The sequence below is a fragment of the Colwellia sp. 6_MG-2023 genome (assembly GCF_030547765.1).
In the GTDB taxonomy this organism is placed as follows: Bacteria; Pseudomonadota; Gammaproteobacteria; order Enterobacterales; family Alteromonadaceae; genus Colwellia.
Window position 1 is genome coordinate 1 of sequence record NZ_JAUOPP010000023.1, and the last position, 19,815, is coordinate 19,815.

General features: G+C 36.1%; 18 protein-coding genes. 7 read left to right on the plus strand and 11 right to left on the minus strand.

Annotated elements, in window-relative coordinates:
* Nucleotides 1–54: 54 nt before the first annotated feature.
* Both Q4503_RS14225 and Q4503_RS14230 read right to left on the minus strand, forming a co-directional pair.
* A complete protein-coding gene (locus Q4503_RS14225) occupies nt 55–498 on the minus strand; it encodes a hypothetical protein (RefSeq protein WP_303602662.1) in 444 nt (147 codons plus the stop codon).
* Between the two features lie 344 nt (nt 499–842).
* Complete coding sequence (locus tag Q4503_RS14230) at nt 843–1,187, minus strand: VF530 family protein (RefSeq protein WP_303602663.1); 345 nt, start codon at nt 1,185–1,187, stop codon at nt 843–845.
* 195 nt (nt 1,188–1,382) lie between these two features.
* Here Q4503_RS14230 and Q4503_RS14235 point away from each other — a divergent pair, with 195 nt between their 5' ends.
* On the plus strand, nt 1,383–1,910 hold the full coding sequence (locus Q4503_RS14235; protein WP_303602664.1) for a tRNA-uridine aminocarboxypropyltransferase: 528 nt from the start codon (nt 1,383–1,385) through the stop codon (nt 1,908–1,910).
* A gap of 263 nt (nt 1,911–2,173) precedes the next feature.
* Here the strand turns inward: Q4503_RS14235 and Q4503_RS14240 are convergent, their stop codons facing one another.
* The 3 genes from Q4503_RS14240 to Q4503_RS14250 form a co-directional block, all read right to left on the minus strand.
* Nucleotides 2,174–2,932, minus strand: coding sequence for a DUF3307 domain-containing protein (locus Q4503_RS14240; RefSeq protein ID WP_215974380.1), 759 nt, complete (start codon nt 2,930–2,932; stop codon nt 2,174–2,176).
* Nucleotides 2,925–3,575, minus strand: coding sequence for a hypothetical protein (locus tag Q4503_RS14245; RefSeq protein ID WP_303602665.1), 651 nt, complete (start codon nt 3,573–3,575; stop codon nt 2,925–2,927). The genes Q4503_RS14240 and Q4503_RS14245 overlap by 8 nt, the downstream gene beginning before the upstream one ends.
* Before the next feature lie 465 nt (nt 3,576–4,040).
* Entirely contained in the window at nt 4,041–5,129 is a 1,089-nt protein-coding gene (locus Q4503_RS14250; RefSeq protein ID WP_303602666.1) for a DUF4097 family beta strand repeat-containing protein, read from the minus strand.
* 301 nt (nt 5,130–5,430) lie between these two features.
* Here Q4503_RS14250 and Q4503_RS14255 point away from each other — a divergent pair, with 301 nt between their 5' ends.
* Nucleotides 5,431–6,657: a DEAD/DEAH box helicase gene (locus tag Q4503_RS14255; protein WP_303602667.1), complete on the plus strand. Its 1,227-nt coding sequence runs from the start codon at nt 5,431–5,433 to the stop codon at nt 6,655–6,657.
* 150 nt (nt 6,658–6,807) lie between these two features.
* Entirely contained in the window at nt 6,808–7,872 is a 1,065-nt protein-coding gene (locus tag Q4503_RS14260; protein ID WP_303602668.1) for a GGDEF domain-containing protein, read from the plus strand.
* 70 nt (nt 7,873–7,942) lie between these two features.
* On the opposite strand, the gene Q4503_RS14265 is transcribed toward Q4503_RS14260, so the two are convergent.
* The 4 genes from Q4503_RS14265 to Q4503_RS14280 are packed head-to-tail and all read right to left on the minus strand — an operon-like array spanning nt 7,943 to nt 12,326.
* A complete protein-coding gene (locus Q4503_RS14265) occupies nt 7,943–8,956 on the minus strand; it encodes an ABC transporter ATP-binding protein (RefSeq protein ID WP_303602669.1) in 1,014 nt (337 codons plus the stop codon).
* Nucleotides 8,956–10,476, minus strand: a complete 1,521-nt coding sequence (locus Q4503_RS14270) for an iron ABC transporter permease (RefSeq protein ID WP_303602670.1) — start codon at nt 10,474–10,476, stop codon at nt 8,956–8,958. The genes Q4503_RS14265 and Q4503_RS14270 overlap by 1 nt, the downstream gene beginning before the upstream one ends.
* Nucleotides 10,473–11,510, minus strand: coding sequence for an extracellular solute-binding protein (locus Q4503_RS14275; RefSeq protein ID WP_303602671.1), 1,038 nt, complete (start codon nt 11,508–11,510; stop codon nt 10,473–10,475). The genes Q4503_RS14270 and Q4503_RS14275 overlap by 4 nt, the downstream gene beginning before the upstream one ends.
* 3 nt (nt 11,511–11,513) lie before the next feature.
* Nucleotides 11,514–12,326, minus strand: coding sequence for a hypothetical protein (locus tag Q4503_RS14280; protein ID WP_303602672.1), 813 nt, complete (start codon nt 12,324–12,326; stop codon nt 11,514–11,516).
* Between the two features lie 640 nt (nt 12,327–12,966).
* On the opposite strand from Q4503_RS14280, the gene Q4503_RS14285 reads away from it, so the two are divergent.
* Together Q4503_RS14285 and Q4503_RS14290 are read left to right on the plus strand one after the other, a co-directional pair.
* Nucleotides 12,967–13,839 carry a DMT family transporter gene (locus Q4503_RS14285; protein ID WP_215974371.1) on the plus strand — a complete coding sequence of 291 codons (873 nt, stop codon included), beginning with the start codon at nt 12,967–12,969 and terminating at the stop codon, nt 13,837–13,839.
* 280 nt (nt 13,840–14,119) lie between these two features.
* Entirely contained in the window at nt 14,120–14,911 is a 792-nt protein-coding gene (locus tag Q4503_RS14290; protein WP_303602673.1) for an aspartate dehydrogenase domain-containing protein, read from the plus strand.
* A gap of 272 nt (nt 14,912–15,183) precedes the next feature.
* Here Q4503_RS14290 and Q4503_RS14295 read toward each other — a convergent pair whose 3' ends face one another.
* Both Q4503_RS14295 and Q4503_RS14300 read right to left on the minus strand, forming a co-directional pair.
* Complete coding sequence (locus Q4503_RS14295) at nt 15,184–16,311, minus strand: zinc-binding dehydrogenase (RefSeq protein WP_215974369.1); 1,128 nt, start codon at nt 16,309–16,311, stop codon at nt 15,184–15,186.
* A 119-nt stretch (nt 16,312–16,430) separates the two neighbouring features.
* Nucleotides 16,431–17,111, minus strand: a complete 681-nt coding sequence (locus tag Q4503_RS14300; RefSeq protein WP_303602674.1) for a glutathione S-transferase family protein — start codon at nt 17,109–17,111, stop codon at nt 16,431–16,433.
* Between the two features lie 213 nt (nt 17,112–17,324).
* Here Q4503_RS14300 and Q4503_RS14305 point away from each other — a divergent pair, with 213 nt between their 5' ends.
* Nucleotides 17,325–18,236: a LysR family transcriptional regulator gene (locus tag Q4503_RS14305; protein WP_303602675.1), complete on the plus strand. Its 912-nt coding sequence runs from the start codon at nt 17,325–17,327 to the stop codon at nt 18,234–18,236.
* Between the two features lie 145 nt (nt 18,237–18,381).
* Nucleotides 18,382–19,803 carry an amidohydrolase family protein gene (locus Q4503_RS14310; RefSeq protein WP_303602676.1) on the plus strand — a complete coding sequence of 474 codons (1,422 nt, stop codon included), beginning with the start codon at nt 18,382–18,384 and terminating at the stop codon, nt 19,801–19,803.
* Nucleotides 19,804–19,815: the final 12 nt, after the last annotated feature.

A 19,815-nucleotide genomic window follows, 5' to 3' on the forward strand; every position in this document is an offset into this window, starting at 1 on the left:
AAATAAGCCAACCCTTAATATTAATGACGTAGAGAAGAATGCTATGGTTAGGGCTTAACCCGATCTGAGGTTAATTACATTAGAAGTAATGTCTACATCATGGTCATAATCGTAACCAGAAGTTACTGAAGCAGAGGCTCCGGGTCTAACATCCCAATTTTCTGTACTTGAAAAAATAAAAAAAGTGCGTATGTCGGTATTATCTGAGAAATTCAAGGTTAATTCTAAGCTTTCAATACTTACAAAATCTGTTGCAGAAAAATCGAAATAATCATAAAAGCGACCACAGCCACTGCTATCATCTGTAATATTCACAGCGTTAGCTGTTAACGAATCACATGTATTACTTGAGTTAAGACTGTTTGGCGAATATTTATCGGCAGCATTACCGTAGTCATGCACTATGTCAACACTTGAACTAATAAGGGTAGCCTGTGAAAAAGTGGCAACTAAACTTAAGGTGGTTATTACAACTAACTTACTTATTAGATTATTCATAGTGCTGGTCCTATTTGTATTTAATATTATTAATATATTGAAGCTGATAATCATAAAGCAAAAATTAAACCTTGTGTTAAAAGTCAACGTTAAATTATTTATAAGTTATTGTTATAGATGAGTAAGTTGTAATTTTTTTATTTATTCTTTTGAACGGTTGTGTTTTTTTTAATCTAAGTTGTAAAATTTTACGACAGTACTAAAGCAGTAAAAAATAATATAAATTAGATATAATAAAAAGGGGTCGGTGACACTTGCTAGCTACTCTCATTCAAGTTGTCACTATATTTTTAAAAGCTCTAACTCCACTCTATGATGTCTAATGTCTTGAATGAGGCATAAGTTTATTTCTTTTTCGATGTTGGCCAAACAAAGGGAGCGTTCTTGTTGGTATCAGGCTTTTTAGAAGTCGGTTGTGCCACTTTATTATCTTGCGCGAGTATCGCTCTGATTATTTTTCCGGTTTCTTTATGCTTACTACAAAATGTTTTTAGGTATAAAATTTCCACTCTACTGCGCGCCCACGGGGTTGTACGTAGAAATTTCAAACTTGATTTAAGACGTGGTTTATTCATAAAACAACGAATGTTAAGTAACTCACCCATTTGTTCCCAACCAACTTTCTTTTCTAGTTCGGTTAAGATTTGTTCAAGTTTTATACCGTATAGTGGGTCATTACTGTTATCCATAGTTTGCCTAAAGTCTGCCTAAGATCAAAAATAGCATTGTAACAAGTTTCCTTAATATTGACAGGTTTAAGCGCTTAACTCAGATAATACCGAACAAATAACGTTATGGAGGTGTTCTTGTTTTTGTTGGAAAGGTTAGTGGTGTAAAGTACGCTTAAGAATTTAAAGCGGAATATTGCATAAATATATAAATAAATGAAAATATTTTTACTGACACATGAACGTGAATTACATAGAGGAACCAATACTGGCTCGCTTGCGATAGGCGATTCTAGTGACATTGTTGAACGTATACTTTGGGAAAGAGTAAATCCTAATAAAGGACTGACTAAACTAATAGAAAATAATGAGGCGTTGTTGTTATATTCCACAGGGCAGTCTACATCAGAAGTGTCATCGACAGTATCGTCAGCAGAATTATCTGCCATCTCATCAGCTATTTTATCGGCTAATTCATCGAGAAGCATTCAAGACTATGAAAATATTATTATTATTGATGGTACGTGGCAGGAGTCACAGAAAATTTTCAATCACAGCCCTTATTTAAAAAATGCGCCAAAATTCACCTTGAAAACGGCCAATGATTCTTCATATAAACTTAGAGCTAATCAACCTAAAGGGGGATTATGCACCATAGAATGTATAATCGAAGTATTGAAAATGAAAGGGCAAGATAAAATAGCATCAGAATTAGCTGTAAAGTTTGAGCAATTTAATCACTAAAAGTTTAATCAACAAAAACTTAACTACTAAATATTTAACAGGCATGAAAGCATGCGAGGAGGCGTTTATCTGTTTTTATGCATTAGTGATATGAGCTTTTATCTGGGGCTTAGATATCGCTGAGCATTGATGTGAATTAAGCGAACATGTTGGCTTATAACGTAAACAAAGCATCGTTTTCCTTGGGGTCCATCGTGAGGCTACACTATTTAATTACATGATCGTGCGTAAAAGAGTACTTTTATTTATACACTTTGTATTATTTATTTTATTTTTACATCCAAACCAAGCGATATTACGGTTCCTAACAGTGTTGTGATTACTACCGACACTAACGATCCTATTAGCACATACTCAGTCATACTTCGATCGTCAGATTTATTCAATTCACCGAATCTAAATATTGATTTAGCAGCCAATACAAACCCTATTGCCGCATAACTCCCAACAAGTGTAAAGGTGAGTATTAGTACTCGTTCTAAATAACCTATCAACTTACCGCCGGCGATAAGGCCATTAACACTTGCCTCATTATTGGTTGCTGAAATCGGATACTTTTTCAATATGCTACCAATCACAATGGACGTTGGTTTTAGGATGATCAAATAAGCAAATATGATCATGATAGCATCAGAAAACTTTTCATGTTGTATCATAGAGCCAATAGTTAAATCGTCCGTCATGTGAAATGAAATACCTGCTAGTACAAATATATGTAAAGTCTGATCAATAACAAAGTAGGAAAACTTATGACCGTTAGGTGTAGATACTTTCCATAGGTCTATAAAAAAATGACTTATGGCTACAATAACGACCAAGAAACTTGTTGATTGCCAACTAAGGCCTAATGCCATGGCAGGAATTAATAGCACGACACCGTGTAATAATGAGTGCAAATATAACTCAGGTGCGCGATGTTTTTTTTGTTTTTTTGCATCTACCCATTTTTTGGGTTGTAGATAAAAATCACCAATGATGTGTACAAGTAAAAAAGGGATTAGCGTATCAAAAAAATCAAACATGTTTGAGACCTATAACTCGGTTTATGAATCGGTAATTTAACTCGCTGATTAGTGACCAACCTGATGCTTTCAGTGATTTACTGGCTGTCGCAGCAGCAATATTAAGCCTACTTGATAGTTCATTTACTGATAAAGCGTCATTTGTTCTAAGCATTGGTAGCATAACTTCACATTGGCGTGCAGTTAATTCAGTTAGTTGTCTATCTAAATATTTAAAGAGTAAATTAAAGTTTTCTGAGAGCTCTAAGTGATCAGAGTCAAAATACAGTCTATCATTTTTTAAGTTCTTTAATCCTCGACCAGAAAGAACGAATGCTTCCCCCATCGATTCAGAAACAGACTCACGTAGATCAGCATTTGAAGCAATAGCAAAGCTAATACGGCTATCAAATTGCTTACCTAGCGCTTTAATAGCAACGCGATAGATAATAGTGTATCTGAGTGAGTTTTCAATATCATGTACTACGGTTTTAAATTCGTCACCTCGTTCAATACTATGTACATTTGATTTATTACCTTCGTTGATCCATGTTTGGATATCTTTGATCCGTGTAAGCAGTCGTTCGAATTGCTCAGAGCTTAGCTCCGTTGAGTTGATAATATCGCCACTGATTACTGAGATAGGTTTATAAGTAGATTTCACATTAAAATTCCTTGCTACACATAGAGTGTAATTTAGTCTTTTTTGGCTAATAATGCAAATTTAGCCTTTTTTGGCTAAATTGTTGGTTTTAGCCTTTTATGGCTAAAAAAACAAAGGAGGCTGAGCGTTTGGTTACTGAATTATTTTTTAATTATTATTTAATTACTTTTCGCGACTATTGTTTGCGTGCGGTTGTTTAAAAAATTGCTTGAATAGACTTTAAGTAGGTTGAAGCATTCGCTATTCATTAAAGTATACGTCAGAATTTCGTGTGATTTTACTTTAATTCAAGCCATGTTAGTTTAAAAGATATAAAAGTTAAACGAGGGTTGAGCCGAATTAATGCATTTATACGCTTTGTATAATTCATTTTATGTTTAAAACGGCTCAGATCTTATTTATAACAGTGATGTACTTGTACTTGTACTTGTGCTTAGATAGTAAACTAGTTACTAAGTCTAACCGCTAAATTTCTTTAACAACGCCTTTTCCATGAGAAACTTTTAAGTTAATTTGGCTTTTACTTTCGGTCTCAGCTTGCGTAGCTTTAGTAAAGAAAGATTTATCGTCTGAGTCTAAAGAATACTGATAGGTGCTTTCAGTAGGCACTTTAACAACGATATTACCATGTGAGTTTCGTCCTTCAATTTCAAATCTTGCTGACGATGTTTGTGTTAAGCTGATTTGCCCATGCGCATTTTTTGCCTTTATAAATTTAGCATCACCTTCATAGTATATTGGTCCATGCTTATTACTTAATACGATACGTTCTGAGTCTGTTGTATTGACGCGAATATTACTATGCGCAGCTTCAACGTCCGTCATTTGGCCTTTATGTTTTACAAAATCAATTTTTGAATGAGCACTATCAAACTCAACTTGGTCAAATTGACTCTCTTCAATATCAGCCTTGCCATGACGCCACTGCGCTTCCATTTTATTGCCTACGGCCTTATCAATATCTAAAGTACTATGGCTACCATTAAGAATTAATTGATCTGCATTGATCGTTTTAATAGCTAAACGACCATGGTGTAATTCCAACTCAGCTTGCTTTGCTTGTAAATTGGCGATATCTACCTCAGTATGACTAGCATTTAATGTAAGTTCACTGTAACTGGCGTTATCAAGAGTCATTGAACCATGTGAATGCTTGATAAGTAGATTATTTACACTTCCTTTGCCAAGTTGAATAACAAGCTTACGTTCAACAGAACAATTACTTCCCCAAACACTCGATTCTTTAATTTCAGCCGATAGTTTTAATGTGCTACTGCTGTGGTCTTTTGTGAATTTTTGTAAACAATACTCAGCCTTACCTTTTTTTAGTTTTTGTTCCATGCGAAGTAAAATTAAGTCACTTTCGTTTGCTGTAATACTAATTTTAGTATGATCAAAGTCTAACGAGAGGTTTTCAATATCGTTTAGTTCGTACTCAACTTCACTGATGACGGGGTTTGATGCTGCAAACACTAATGAGGAAGAAGCCAGTATCGCGCAAAGTATTAATGTTTTGCTTATGTTTTTAGTTATATTTTTGGTTATGCTGTTCATGTCAGTATCCTGTATTTTTATTATAGTTTATTGATTAATAAGGTTCTTATAACAGTAATTATGCCAATGTTTTATGTGTTTGATTTAAAGGATTTTAATAGGCGTTGTATTTTTAATATATTTTATAATATAAAATATTAACAAACTAAATGGTGATTACCACTATATAGTGGTTTATTTAACTAAATTAATCTTACACGTACGTTAAGGGAGCGTTAGCAAGCCTATTTTAATACATCTTAACCATGTTAAAGCATTCTGTTAGAATAGTAGGCTATCAATTAAAGTATACCGAGCCAGCATGTCAGAATTTCAAGCATTTTCACTTTTAGAGTCAATTATTGACCGTGTTAATCTTAAAGGTTATAAACAGCCTACACCGATCCAAAAAGAATGTATTCCAGCCCTTATTAATGGGGATGATCTGCTTGGTATAGCGCAAACAGGAACAGGAAAAACTGCGGCCTTTTCATTGCCTATTATCAATAAATTTGGACGCAATAAAATAGATATTAAGGTTAAGAGCACACGTTCGCTTATCTTAACGCCTACCCGAGAACTTGCTTCGCAAATAATGGAAAATATTGATGATTATTCTGAGGGTTTAGAACTTAAAACTAAGGTTGTTTATGGTGGTGTAGGAAGACAAGGTCAAGTTGACGCTATCGCAGCCGGACTTGATATTTTAGTGGCAACCCCTGGAAGGTTATTAGATTTAATTGAAACGGGCGATATAAACTTTAAAGCGTTAGAAGTGTTTGTGCTAGATGAAGCCGATACTATGTTAGATATGGGCTTTTTTAAAGATGTTCAAACCATTATATCTAAACTGCCGAAAAGCCGACAAACGCTTTTGTTTTCAGCAACCATGCCTGCGGAAATAGAAATACTTGCTGAGTCTATCTTAAATAATCCAACAAAAATTCAAATAGCGGCTGAAACCGTTACCATTGACTTGGTTAATCAAAGTGTATATCAACTTGAAAAAGCGAATAAAGTACCTTTGTTATTTAATATTCTCGAAAATTCTGCCTATGAAAAAGTACTCATTTTTTGTAAAACAAAGTATGGTGCAGATATTATTGTTAAAGCACTAGAAAAAGCGTCAATAACGGCTGCTAGCTTGCACAGTGGTAAAACACAAGCAGTGAGAGAGGAAGCGTTACAGAACTTTAAAGATGCTAATTTAAGAGTGTTAGTAGCGACTGATGTTGCTGCTCGTGGTATTGATGTTGATAATATTACGTTAGTAATTAACTATAATCTTCCTGAAGATCCAAGAAACTATATACACCGCATTGGCCGAACGGCTCGTGCTGGTAAAAATGGTATGGCCATATCATTTGCTGTAGAAAATGATGTAAGACAGTTAAATAATATTGAAAATAGCATAGGGCAAGTTATCCCGGTTGTTATCGAACAGCCTTTTCATAAAGAATTTTCAAAAGTGGTTAAGCCTGTTAAAAAGGCGATCAAAAAACAGGTTAAGAAAAACAGTAAGAAGCCAACTAAATCGAGAAGAAAATAAATGAAGTTTCAGCTACAGTAATGCACAGTTAATCAGTTAAAGGTCAAAATATTCCTTTTTTTTACAATAATTGTGTGCCGTAGTGTTATTATCCCCTATAAATAGAATCATTATATTGTTTTTTAAATACAGAGCTGAGTTAGGAAATAAATGAAAGAACATTTGCATAACATTTATACAGATGATTTAGCTGATGTTGAAGGATATCGGCGTTTTATTTTTATTGGCTCTTTTATTGGTTGCTCATTCTTACTGCTGTTTTCTTTTATTGATTATTTTTTATTCGATTTGTATTTGGATAGTGCTGTTGAAGCTATTGGCGCTATTGTATTATTTATAATACACCGTATAGAAACAAAAAGGCCGGCCCAATTATGGCCCGTTATTTTAGGAATTGTGACGGTTGCTTTAGTTGTTATGGTTGGCACTTTTGCTAGCCCCTCTGCTAATGGATACGTTGTTTGGTTGTCGTTATTCCCCTTTATTTGTTTCTTATTATTAGAGAAAAAAAAGGCTTTTATCCTTTCAATATTTCTTAATGTGTTGTTTGTTGTTGCGCTTATTTATTTTTCTGTTTATTACCCTGAAAAGGGCTTTAATATTTATGGTATTGTAGCAGCTGCGGGAGCATTAACTTGCGGCACAATACTCGCATGGGCCTATGCGGATAATAGAACGAAAATGATACACCTATTGGCTAAGCAGGCTAAAACGGATGCACTAACATCTTTGCTTAACCGACGTGGGTTAATGTCTTCCTTTAACCTTTACATCGCACTGTATAAAAGGCATAAACAAGATCTTTGTGTGTTTATTCTTGATCTAGATAACTTTAAATTAGTAAACGATAGCTTTGGTCATGATGTAGGTGATCTTTTAATTATTGAGTGCGCTAATGCTATTAAATCTGAGCTTAGAGATGTTGACTGTGTGGCTCGTTTAGGTGGGGAAGAGTATATTGGAATATTGCCTAACACTTCTTTAGAAGAGGCGGAAGTTATTGCTCATCGCATAAAGAAAACGATTGAAGAGTTAGCGATTAACTTGCCTGATAACTCATGCGTTAAAATAACAGCAAGCATTGGTTTAACATGTACATCTGAAAATAGAGTGTCGTTTGATGCTTTATATAAATCAGCTGATCAAGCGCTTTATAAAGCAAAAAACAACGGGCGTAATCGTGTTGTGTTAGCAGAAAAAACAGTCACGAGTTAAGTTAACTAAGTCTTAATTTATATAGTGATAAATAGGAAAAATAACGTTTTATTAAAAGCTTTAACCGTATTTATAATTGTTCAAATACTGTTAAAGGTCTGGTTGTTGTTATTTTTACACTCACTGATTGTCCTTGCTGCAAACTTACGTCGTGGTGAGTTCTTATCTTAAGTAATTTTTCACCTATTTCAACTTGATATAAACGACTACTTCCTTCATAACGCATTGATACTATTTTGCCATTACCTTGCTCATCTTCTTGTACTAAAATATCTTCTGGTCGTAATAATAAATCAACATGGCCACTCAGTTGTGCGTGCTCTACTACTTGTTCAAAACCGATATCTGACACAATTAGGTTTTTTCCTGTCGCGATTTCAGCGGAAAGAAAATTTGCTTCTCCTAAAAAACGTGCAACAAAGCGATTAACAGGGTGGCTATAACAAAATTCAGGTTTGTCAATTTGCTCTAATTTTCCTGCGCGCAATACACCAATACGATCGCCAACAGATAAGGCTTCTTCTTGATCATGAGTTACCCAAATAGCGGGAATACCGGCGGTTTTTAATGCGGTACGAATTTCCCAGCGTAAGTCATCTTTTAGTGCTGCATCTAAATTAGATAACGGCTCATCTAATAAAATAAACGCAGGTTGATGCGCTAGCGTTCGTGCTAATGCAACGCGTTGTTTTTGACCACCTGATAAGTTACTTGGTTTAACATGACGAAAAGCTTCTAAGCCTAAGGTTTTTATCCATCGGTCAGCTTGAGTGGTATCAGTTAATCGAAAGCCAATGTTTTTTTCAACGGTTAAATGTGGGAATAGGGCGAAATCTTGAAATACCATACCGACATTACGTTTTTCAGGGGCAATCTGTTGTTTTACATTGGCGGTCCAACTTTTATGGAATACTTCACCTTGCGCAATAGGTATTAAACCGGCAAGTGCTTTTAAAATTGTTGATTTACCACAGCCAGTAGGGCCCACTAGCATGAGTATTTCATCGCTAGCTAATTCTAAATTTAAATTGTCTATTACGGTCGTATGACCATACTTGATTGATAAGTTATTGATTGTGAGCATTAACGCTGTTCTTCCTCATTTAATTCAACACTATTCCAGCGTTCTGTACTAAACATAAGCGCTAAACCTAGCGCTGATATGAAAATTAATATTAAACCTGGAATGGCAGCTCGACCAAAATAACCGGCTTCATAGACACGCCATAAATAAGTCGCTAAGGTTTCAAATTCAATAGGGCCAAGTAGCAAGGTGGCTGGTAATTCACGCATTACTTCAAGAAAAACTAAAGCACCTCCGGCAACTATGCCACGCATTGTTAAGGGCAAAGTAATACGTTGATAGGCTTCTTTTGGACTAGCCCCTAGTACGCGTGCTGCGTTTACTAGTGAGCCGTCTAAGCTTTCGGTAGAGCTGCGTATTGTACCTACGGCTAGCGGTAAAAATCTTAATACGTAAGCTAATATCAATAAAGCGAGTGTTTGGTATAAAAATGGTAATTGTAAACCTGCATAGATTAAGGCTGTACCCATTACTATGCCCGGGATACCAAAACCAATAAAGGTTATCCGCTCCATAATACGACCCATTGTACCTTTAATCGCTGCATAAGCTAAAGGTAAAGCCAATATTACGGCAAAAAATGCGGCTAATAAGGATGCATAAGCGGAGTTTAATGCATAAGTAAAATCAAAGTTACCAGTGCCTTCACGCCATAACCATAAAGAGAAAATTGCAAGTGGCAGAACAATTGCTAACATCACTATTGGTAAAGTTGTTAATAATAATAAATTAGCTTGCCAAGGTTTAGGCCAAAAAGTTAAGTGTCGACCTGGAGGCTCTTGACTACCTTTAACTTTTGATTCTAAGTATAAAATTAACCCAACGACTACTAATAACTGTAAAGACAACATAGCCGCTTGGCTTAAACCAAAAGAGTTGTATTCAACATAAATTTCACGGGTAAAGGTATCTAATCCCATAATGGCTGGAGTGCCAAAATCAGACAACGCGTACATGGCAGCGAGTAATGTACCTGCTGCTATACCGTTACGAATACGAGGCAATACTACATGCCATATGCTTGATAGTAGTGGCATTCCTAACGTTCTTGCAGCATAAACTTGACTCGCGTCTAAACTACTTAACGCTGCGCGCGTACTCAATAAAACGAATGGATAGGTATATAAAGCCATGATAACGCTAGAGCCAAATAAACCATTAAGTGCAGGTGTGGCGATTCCGGTGACATTTTCTATTTCGCCGCCAGTGCCAAATGCGGCATAAAAAGTAAACGCGCCTAAATAGCTAGGTAGGGCAAGTGGTGCTGCTAACAGAATTAACCAAAACTTTCGCCATGGAATTTTTACATAGGTAACGAGTAACGCTAATGGTACACCTATGAGTACCGCGCCCACAGCGGTGAATAGCATTAACAATAAGGTATTGCTTAATATTTCTAGGTTTCGAATATCAAACATTTGTACGCTGTCAGATGCCAACGCAAATAGAATAATAACGGGAAAAAAAGCTAATAAAGCAATAACTAAAGAAATAGTATACGATAATGGCCAACGGGTCATATTATGCCAGCTTTACGCATTAAGTTTATTGTTGGTCTTAAATCAGCAAGCTTAGTTAGGTCAACATTAGGTGGAGAAAGTTGAGCTAAATTTGGAATACCAGCAGGTGTTGGTAACTGACCCGCGAGAGGTAGTTCATAAGCTTCGGTAGATAAATATGTTTGCACTTCTTTAGATAATAAATAGCGAATAAAATCAGTCGCCGTTTTACCTTCTTTTAATGCTAGTACGCCGGAAGCATTGATTAAACAACCAGCATCATTCTTTGTGAATGCTAATGCTAATCGAGCATCAGGTTTACCTGATTTTAATCTTAGGGTGTAATAATGGTTCGCTAAGCCTAGATCAACTTCACCACGTTCAACGGCCATAACAACACCAAGTTCACCGGCATATTGTTTAGTTTTGTTTTTCATTCCTTTTAGCCACTGTGTTGTGGCTCTATCACCTTCAATTAAACGCATAGCGGTAATAAAAGATTGAAATGAAGCATAAGCTGGCGCCCAAGCAATGGATAAGTCAGTATCGGGTAAGGTCATAATACTATCAGGAATTTGCGCTGCGCTAATACGATCAGGATTATAGGGCAGGGTTCTAATGCGTCCTGAAATAGGTGCCCAATGACTAAAACGAAATTCAGGTTGTAACTGTTGTGTTAAATCACCAGGTAGTTTTTGCGCAAGACCAGCATCAACTACTTGCCCAATAGCACCAGAATCAACCGCCCAAAAGAGGTCCGCCTGACTAACACCGGCTTTAGCTTCTGCCATGATCATATTTGCTAAAGCGGCTGTTGGTCCGCGGCGGATGCGTAAATTAAAGTTAGGATTACGCTTTTTTATTGCATCTAAAACATCTTCATATAAACCACCTTCACCTCTACCGAGATATAGGGTTAACTCTCCTTTTAATTCCGGTAATTCAGCGACTGGAATAGCACTACTTATCGCAGCAAAACCACGAGCAGATAAAAAAGGAAAGGCGCTTGCTGCACCTAAATAAGAAAGTGTTTTAATAAAGGTTCTACGTTGCATAACTTAAAATACAGCCTTTTTGTTTTTTGCATTTTTTTCTAATAAAGCTTTTGCTTTACTAATTTTTTGAGTCATAGCCAGAACAATTTCACGTACTTGTTCGACGCTCTTTTGTTCTTTAATTGCTTTTGGTAACGTTACGTTAAAATCTTTTTCTAAATCTTCAACTAAACTTGCATCTAAAGCGATAAGTTCGCCTTCAACACCTTCAAATAAGTTAAGGTATGTGTCATGTACCATATTTGTTGAAGTATCAATTAATTTTTCAGCATATTTTGCTACAACAGAATGTAAATTGGTATCAATTACTGCTAGTGCTTCAATTGAATTTTTTGGTGCATCAACAGTTGTTTTAACTTTGGTTAATAAACCATCGTCTTGATATTTAGCAGCCATTTTAACTGCACCTAATGCTTGCCATAATGCTTTTTCTAATTTAACTTGCTCAACTTTTACGTTTTCGATAGGTGACTGGTTATCAATACTATCTTTTACGCCATACAAACCTTGCCAAATTGACGCGTATATTAGCACATAGTTGGTTTCAATAGCTGCATGAAAATCAACTGCTTCCCAGTGTTCCATTAATGCTTCTGCATGAGCTGCTTTAGCACCACTTTTTTGATAGGCAGCAATAATACCTTCTGTTTTACTTGATAACCAATTTACTTCTTCTTCATACTTTTTGAGGTTGGCTGTAAGGTGATTAACATGTTCACCGACCTCACCATTGGCAAGCACAGAAAAAGTACTAAAACTAGCAAGTAATATTAAGCTAGCGACCATCTTTTTTGTTTGGATTAAGGCAAATTTCATTTGAATTGCTTTCCTTTGTGTAGAGTTAATAGAATAATTATGCAAATGATACTTATTCTCAACGAAATGGTAAAGTTATAACTGTTATTTTTACGTGATTATAAAATTTTAGGAATGCTGAAATTGATGTTGAAAGAAACATGGCTATGAAATCACTGAAGTTACGCTATTTTATGCTGCAAATTACCGCTTTGTATAAATTAATTCATTTGTTAAAAAATGTTACACCAATTGCCACTAGCATTATTTTAACGAATTATATTAATACCAACACAAATTGGTAAGAAATGTGAGTTTACACCATGATGAAATAGTAGATTCAACATAACTCTTTGGATGACAAAGAGAGAATGGAGGTAAATACCACTTATGCAATGTATTGTGCCATATGTGCTTATTTATAATATGAAGAAAGTGACTATACTAGCTTCGTTTGAATTACGCCTATGGCTGCACTCGTTTAGCTGCATCATAAACTGCATGGTATGGTGAGGTAATTAACACTTAGATGGATAGTGTATGGATTATCAATTTGTAAAACTAAGTGTAATGTCAGCGTTGGTGTTAGTTATGTAATTTTACGTCAGCAATTTAAAAGAAGTATTACTTCAATTTAATTTTTTAAAGGAATCAATTTATTATGTGGATAATTTTTGCATTACTCGCGACCGTTTTTTTCGGTGCCCGAGGAATAATGTATCAATGGACATCACAGAAGAAACTTAATCGTAATTTATTATTATTTGGTGTGTTTTTTGTTGGCTTTATTATCAGTATTTCAGGCGTGATTTTATTAGATCAGCAATGGTATGGTTGGGCAGATGTAGTTGTTGGTTTGGCATTGGGTTTTGGCTCTTTTGCCGCTAATGCTTTTTTGCATAAAGGCTTTTCAGTTGGTAAGGCCTCTCTCATTAGTGTTTTGTCAGGGTTAACACCTTTATTTGTACTGGCATTTGCCTTTTTGTTGTGGAGTGAAACGTTAACGTCACTTCAGTTACTTGGTTTTTTTATTATTTTTGGTGGCTTGTATATTATTCGCTATTCTAACGATATTTCTTTAACAAATTTACAAGGTGCGCAATGGGGATTACTTGCGGCTTTATTCTTCGCCTTTAATGACTTATTAGGCAAGCAGTCAACCTTGCTTGAAGCAGATACTTTTGCAACCTTAACGTCAATGTTTGGTTTTGGTAGTTTTCTTTTTGCTATGAATTGGATAGTAAAACGTAAAACTGGTGTTGTTGATCCACATAATACTCAGTCAGATTGGTCAGAAATAAAAACATTTTCTTGTGGGTTGCTTATTGGTTTGTCTAACGTAGCGGGTATGGTTGCAATAATATCAGCTTTTGCCATCGGCAATACCGGATTAGTCTCTGCTATTTCAGGCATGAATATTTTAATTATTTTGCTTTATTCTCGTATTATTTTAAAAGAGTCTTTTACTCGACAAGAGTTGCTCGGGTTAATAACTGCTTTTATAGGCGTTATTGTGCTGAGGTTGAGTTATTAGCAATAATTTTACCGATTAAACAATAATAAAGCAGCTGAACAAAATCATAAAATACACTGCGGTACTTTCAACAAAGTGTCGCCGTGTATGTCCATCAATAATCTTACACAATAATGGGTTCTCTTTATTGTGAAAATCATATCAATTTTTACTTTCATTTTGCTAATCATGAAAGCTAATCGAGGCGCTTTGAGCACAATAATAATCTCGCAATGCATACATCATTGTGTGAATGTTTAGCTTGGTGGCAAATAAATCATTAACAAAGAGGAGTATTAAAATGAAAAAGAAGTTAGCACTAATAGGCTGTGGTTATTTAAGTCAAACTATTGCTCAAGCAATAAAAGAGGGGGCTCTTCCTGAATATGAGCTGATTGCGGTATTAGGTCGAAATCCAATCAGAACAAAACAATTTGCTGATTATTTTAATTGTAAACCTTGTACCGATATTGATGGGTTGATGGCGTTAAAACCTGAATTTGTTGCAGAAGCTGCATCAGCTGAGTCCGTCATTGATTATACTGAAAGAATATTAGCAGATGGTGCACATATTATTGTTTTATCTACGGCAGCATTTGCAGATGTTGAGTTATATCAAAGGGCTGTAAAAGTTGCAGCAGACAATAATACTAAAATCTATATTGCTGGTGGTGCAACGGGAGGGTTTAACCTTCTTCAAACGGCTGCATTGATGAGTGCCACACCGATTGATGTGATTATAACATCTAAAAAATCACCTGGCTTTATTGCTCGAACACCTTTTTATAAAGATGGCTTGATGAAGATCACTGAGCAAGAAAGAGTTTTTACGGGCACAGCGAAGCAAATTGTTGAGGTTTTTCCTTATGTTTTTAATGTGATTTATGCCACCTCACTAGCGAGCGCTGGGCCCGAAGCGACTAAATTTAATATTGACGCCGTGCCTAACTTTACTGGCGATGATTATAGGATTGAAGTGAAAGGCGATAATGTTGCGTTAGATTTAACGATTAAGTCAGGTGATTATGCTATTGCAGCTTGGAGCGTTGTTTCCATTCTAAAAAATGCTGCATCCCCAGTGGTTTTTATGTAGGAATAGTTCAAAAAACACTGTCACGATTAATAGATTTTAAACGTAAAAGTAAAGGGGGCTTGCTCATACAGTGGTTTTCAATTTTATCATTGATTAGGTTACTTGATCGGAATTCCGTGCATGTGGTTGAATAAAATCGGGATGACAGATTGGGGTATAAATCAGTTAATAAAAAAGCAGATACTGCTACAAGTATCTGCTTTTTGCTTAACATATAAATTAATCGGCTAAGATTTTGTTACTTTTTATTGCTGATGATTCTTGTTCGACAATTACTTTTGAGGCGTAATCAAGTACTTCTCACCAGTGGCTTGTTTCGAGTAAGCTGCTATCGATTTTAATTGTAGTGCTTCTGCCAATGAAACTTCATGTGTATATTTGCTAGCAAATGTTGTGGTGATTTCATCGGCAACACGTTTACGCATCCCCATCACTGTTTTAGTGCCTAGTTTACCTAGTGCATTGAATAATAAGAATCCATTAACAGCCCAAGCAAAACCGAAGTTACGATTTAAGGTAATAGGGCCACGATCTAATGCACCATAAATGTAAACTTGTTTAAAAGTATCTGAGCCGTATACGCTATGTTCTGTCATATCACGAGACGCAGCAACTTCCATACAATTAAGGATGTCACTTGTTAATTTCCCGCCACCAATTGGGTCGAATGCAATGGTTGCACCTGTTTCAATAATTGCTGCAGTTAAGTCAGCAAGGAAAGTTTCGCTGCTTGAGTTAATCACATATTTTGCACCCATATCACGCAACAAGGTTTCTTGCTCAGCTTTACGCACAATATTGATTAAATCAACACCATCAGCAATACAAATGCGATTCAACATTTGTCCAAGACTCGATGCTGCTGCTGCATGAACGATTGCCTTATGACCTTCAGCACGCATGGTTTCAACCATAGCTAATGCCGTAAGAGGGTTAACAAAAGAAGATGCACCTTCTTTAGCTGTAGTCCCTTCTTTTAACACTAAGCAGCTTTGAACATTAGCACATAAATATTGACGATAAGTGCCACCACCAATAACCGCAACTGTTTTACCCATTAATGCTTGTGCCGCAGGAGAAGAGCCGGCCGCTACCACGGTTCCTGCACCTTCATTACCAACGGGTGTTGCTTTACCTACACGGGTTTTAACTGCAGGCATAAACTTAGCTGGGACGTCAGCAGTAATTGCTGGGCTTTGCTCTGTGCCTGATTGTTTCGCTGTTGACATATCAGCGACGCTGAACAGCACAGCTAAGTCTGATGGATTTAATGGTGCAGCTTCTACGCGAATAACGACTTCATCAGCACCTGGTTGTGGTATTTCTAAGTCTTGTAGCGCTAATGTTAATTTATTGTCTTCACTGATTGTTGAAGTAAGCTGAATATTTGATTTTGTCATGAGTTTTGCTCCTGCAAATTATAAATTTAGAATCAATAACCTTGTTGCTATTGATTGTGTTTTGTTACTTTTTTGAATCTATTGGTAGCGATAATGCTATTAATTTTTATAAATTACTGCTATCTCGCATTAGCTGCTTTAATTTGAGCGGTCACTTTTTCGATAAACTCAGGCATATTTGCTAGGCGGTCGGCCTCTACTTTTTGAGAAATAGTTAATTGGCTCATTTTATTGTTCCATTCTTTCATTCCAGCGACTTCTGCAAGTACATCCCATTCAAGTTGACTAGTAGCAAAAGTGTTAACAATGGTGTTGACGTAATAAACATAAATGTCAGCCATGGTAAATTGTTCACCTGCAATCCAAGGCGAAAATTTACACAAGCGGCTTAAGGCGTTAATACCACGGTTCTTTAATACCTGGCGAACTTCAGTTTTAACTGATTCAGGCGCATCGGTGCCTGACAGTGCATAAGGAATAAGTCGTCTGCTTGGTAATTCAAAATAAAGCTCTGCTATTTTCATAATTTGACGAACAACCGCACGTTCACTAGCCTCGTCAGGGTATAGTGCTGTGGTTGGGTAAGTCTCTTCGAGAAAATCACAAATAACACTCGACTCAGAAAGGTTAAGACCCTCAGTTGTGGTGATAACAGGTACTTTTCCGGCTGGACTGATTACTAGTAATTCATCACTACCACCATAAATAAGGTGTTCTTTAAATGGCAGGTTTTTGTATAGAAGTACATGTTTCACTAGGTTGTAATAGTTGCTAGCGGCAAAACCGTGCAGAGTAATCATAAGTCAGTATTCCATCATTAACGTGAAAATTTTCTAATTGCGCAAAGTGCAATTAAAGCGTCTGTATTTAAAACATTGCAACGGCGTTAGTTTGCAATGTTTAACTTAAAATCTATTATTACCCATTTAAATATGATGATATATAGGTGAAAATACCAATCACTATTGCTTTAAAGACAATAATAAGGCAAAAATTATTTATGGAGAAAAAAGTTGGATCAACTTCGTGCAATACGCTATTTCAGTACAGTCGTTGAAACGGGTAGCTTTACTAAAGCAGCAAAGGTTTTTAATGTGCCTCCATCATCATTATCTAGACGTGTGGCTGATTTAGAAAAGAGTTTAGGAGCCACTTTGTTAAAACGATCCACCCGAATTGTTAAACTAACAGAAGTAGGACAAATATATTATAAAGATGTACAGCAAATATTGAATCAGCTAGCACAAAGTAATGAAACTGTGCGTAGCTATCAAACAACGCCAATGGGACGTTTACGTATCAGTTCGATGGTAGGCTTTGGTGATAAAATATTACTGCCTTTGTTAGACGAATTCAGTAAGTTATATCCTGAAATTGTTCTAGATGTTAGTTTGAGCGACGAATTATCAACACTTGGACGTGATGATGTCGATATTGCAATTCGCGGTGGCTATGCGCCAAATGAGCGAGTTTTAGCAATACGATTAATGGAAAATGGCTTTATTCCTGTTGCTTCACCAAGCTATTTAGATAAGTACGGCATGGCTAACAATGTAATGGAGCTTAAAGAGCATAAAGGGCTTTATTTCAAAACACCAGCAGGACCAACACCCTGGTTATGTAAAATGAATGGTCAATGGCATGATGTATCTGGGCCCGCTGTAGCCATTTCAAACAACGGTCCTTGGTTAGCAAGAAAGGCCTGTAATGGTGAAGGTATTCTTATGTCAACGCGATGGGCACTCGCTTCACTTTTAGAATCAGGGCAGTTACAAGAACTTAAGTTTGAGCATGAATTAGCGATCACGCAAAATTCTGACTTTGCAGTGTATTTGATGTATCAAAAACAGCGCTACTTAGTACCCAAAGTAAAAGCGGCTGTAGACTTTTTGGTGAAAAACATAAAAGTAGCCAATGAATATTAAAAAAACTGAACAGTAAAAAGGAAATATTTGTTTTAGCAGTCAACAGCTTATAACAGTCATCCTATCTTTTTTACCTTTTAACTCAAAGCCACTAGTTACCGTTTATGATTGTGATAATCTAAAGAAAAAAATTTAGGATAAAAATATGAAATATACACTTTTATTGTCAACTTGTTTGCTACTTAGTGCTTGTGTCACTAAACCCACAGAACACGCTGATATTGTGATTAGTAATGCCACTATTGTTGATGTAAAAACAGGTGAACTAAATAAAGAACAGTCATTAGCTATTCGTGATGGTGTGATTATTGAACGCAGTAGTCATTCACTAAAAAATAATTATATTGTTGAGCAGCATATTGATGCTAATGATCAATTTATTATGCCTGGCTTGTGGGATATGCATGTACATTTTGGTGGTGGTAAAGAGTTAATTGCAGAGAATAAACAGCTTTTACCATTGTATATTGCTTACGGTATTACCACTGTTCGAGATGCTGCTGCTGATTTAAGTGAGTCAGTGTTAAGCTGGCGTGAGCAAGTAAATAACAACCAGTTAGTTGGTCCAACCATTTACACTTCAGGACCAAAACTTGAGGGTAAAGATTCTATTTGGCCAGGTGATCTTGAAGTAGAAACAGTTGAAGAAATGAATGCGGCGATTGATAGCCTTGATGAGATGAATGTCGACTTTATCAAAATTACCGATAGTGCGTTAACACCAGCGCTTTATTTAAAAGCGGTTAAAGAAGTTAAAAAACGTGGTTACCAAATATCGGGACATATTCCTTTTTCATTATCAGTCACCGATGTTTCTAATGCTGGATTAGATGCCATAGAGCATATGACTTACTTATTAAAAGCAGCAGCTATTAATGAGCCTGAAATCTCAAGAAAAGTAGCGTCTGGCGAACTTAGTTACCGTAGTGCTTTACCTATCATTACGGCAAATATTGATACACAAACTGCATTGAATAAATACGCAGTACTCGCTAATAATAATACGGCGGTTGTACCAACCTTAATTGGTGGACAAGTTATCGCTTATATTGATGAAGATAACCACCAAAATGATGAATTTTTAAATTATCTTGGTGAAGGGCTTAAAGCGACTTATCAATGGCGTGTCGATAGAGCTAATAAAGATACGCCTGAGCAAATAAAACAACGTAAAGAACGTTTTATAAAAACAGCTCAATTACTTGTGTTGGCACAACAGGCAGGTGTGTCCATTATTGCAGGTACTGATGCTGGCTTTTTAAATTCTTATATTTACCCTGGCATATCACTTCATCAGGAGCTAGCTATTTTTAGTGACTATGGTTTAACACCTTTACAAATTTTACAATCAGCTACGCTTGCCGGCCCTAAGTTTTTAGGTAAAAGTGAACAGTTTGGCGAATTGAGTAAAGGTAAAACAGCTGATATTATTTTCTTAAGTGATAACCCGTTAATTGATGTGCGTAATACGCAAAAACTTACTGGAGTTGTTTCACATAATCGTTATTATGATCAAGCTGATTTGGCGCAATTAAAAGCGCAAGCCAAGCAACTTGCTAATAATTGATAGTTCGTCAAA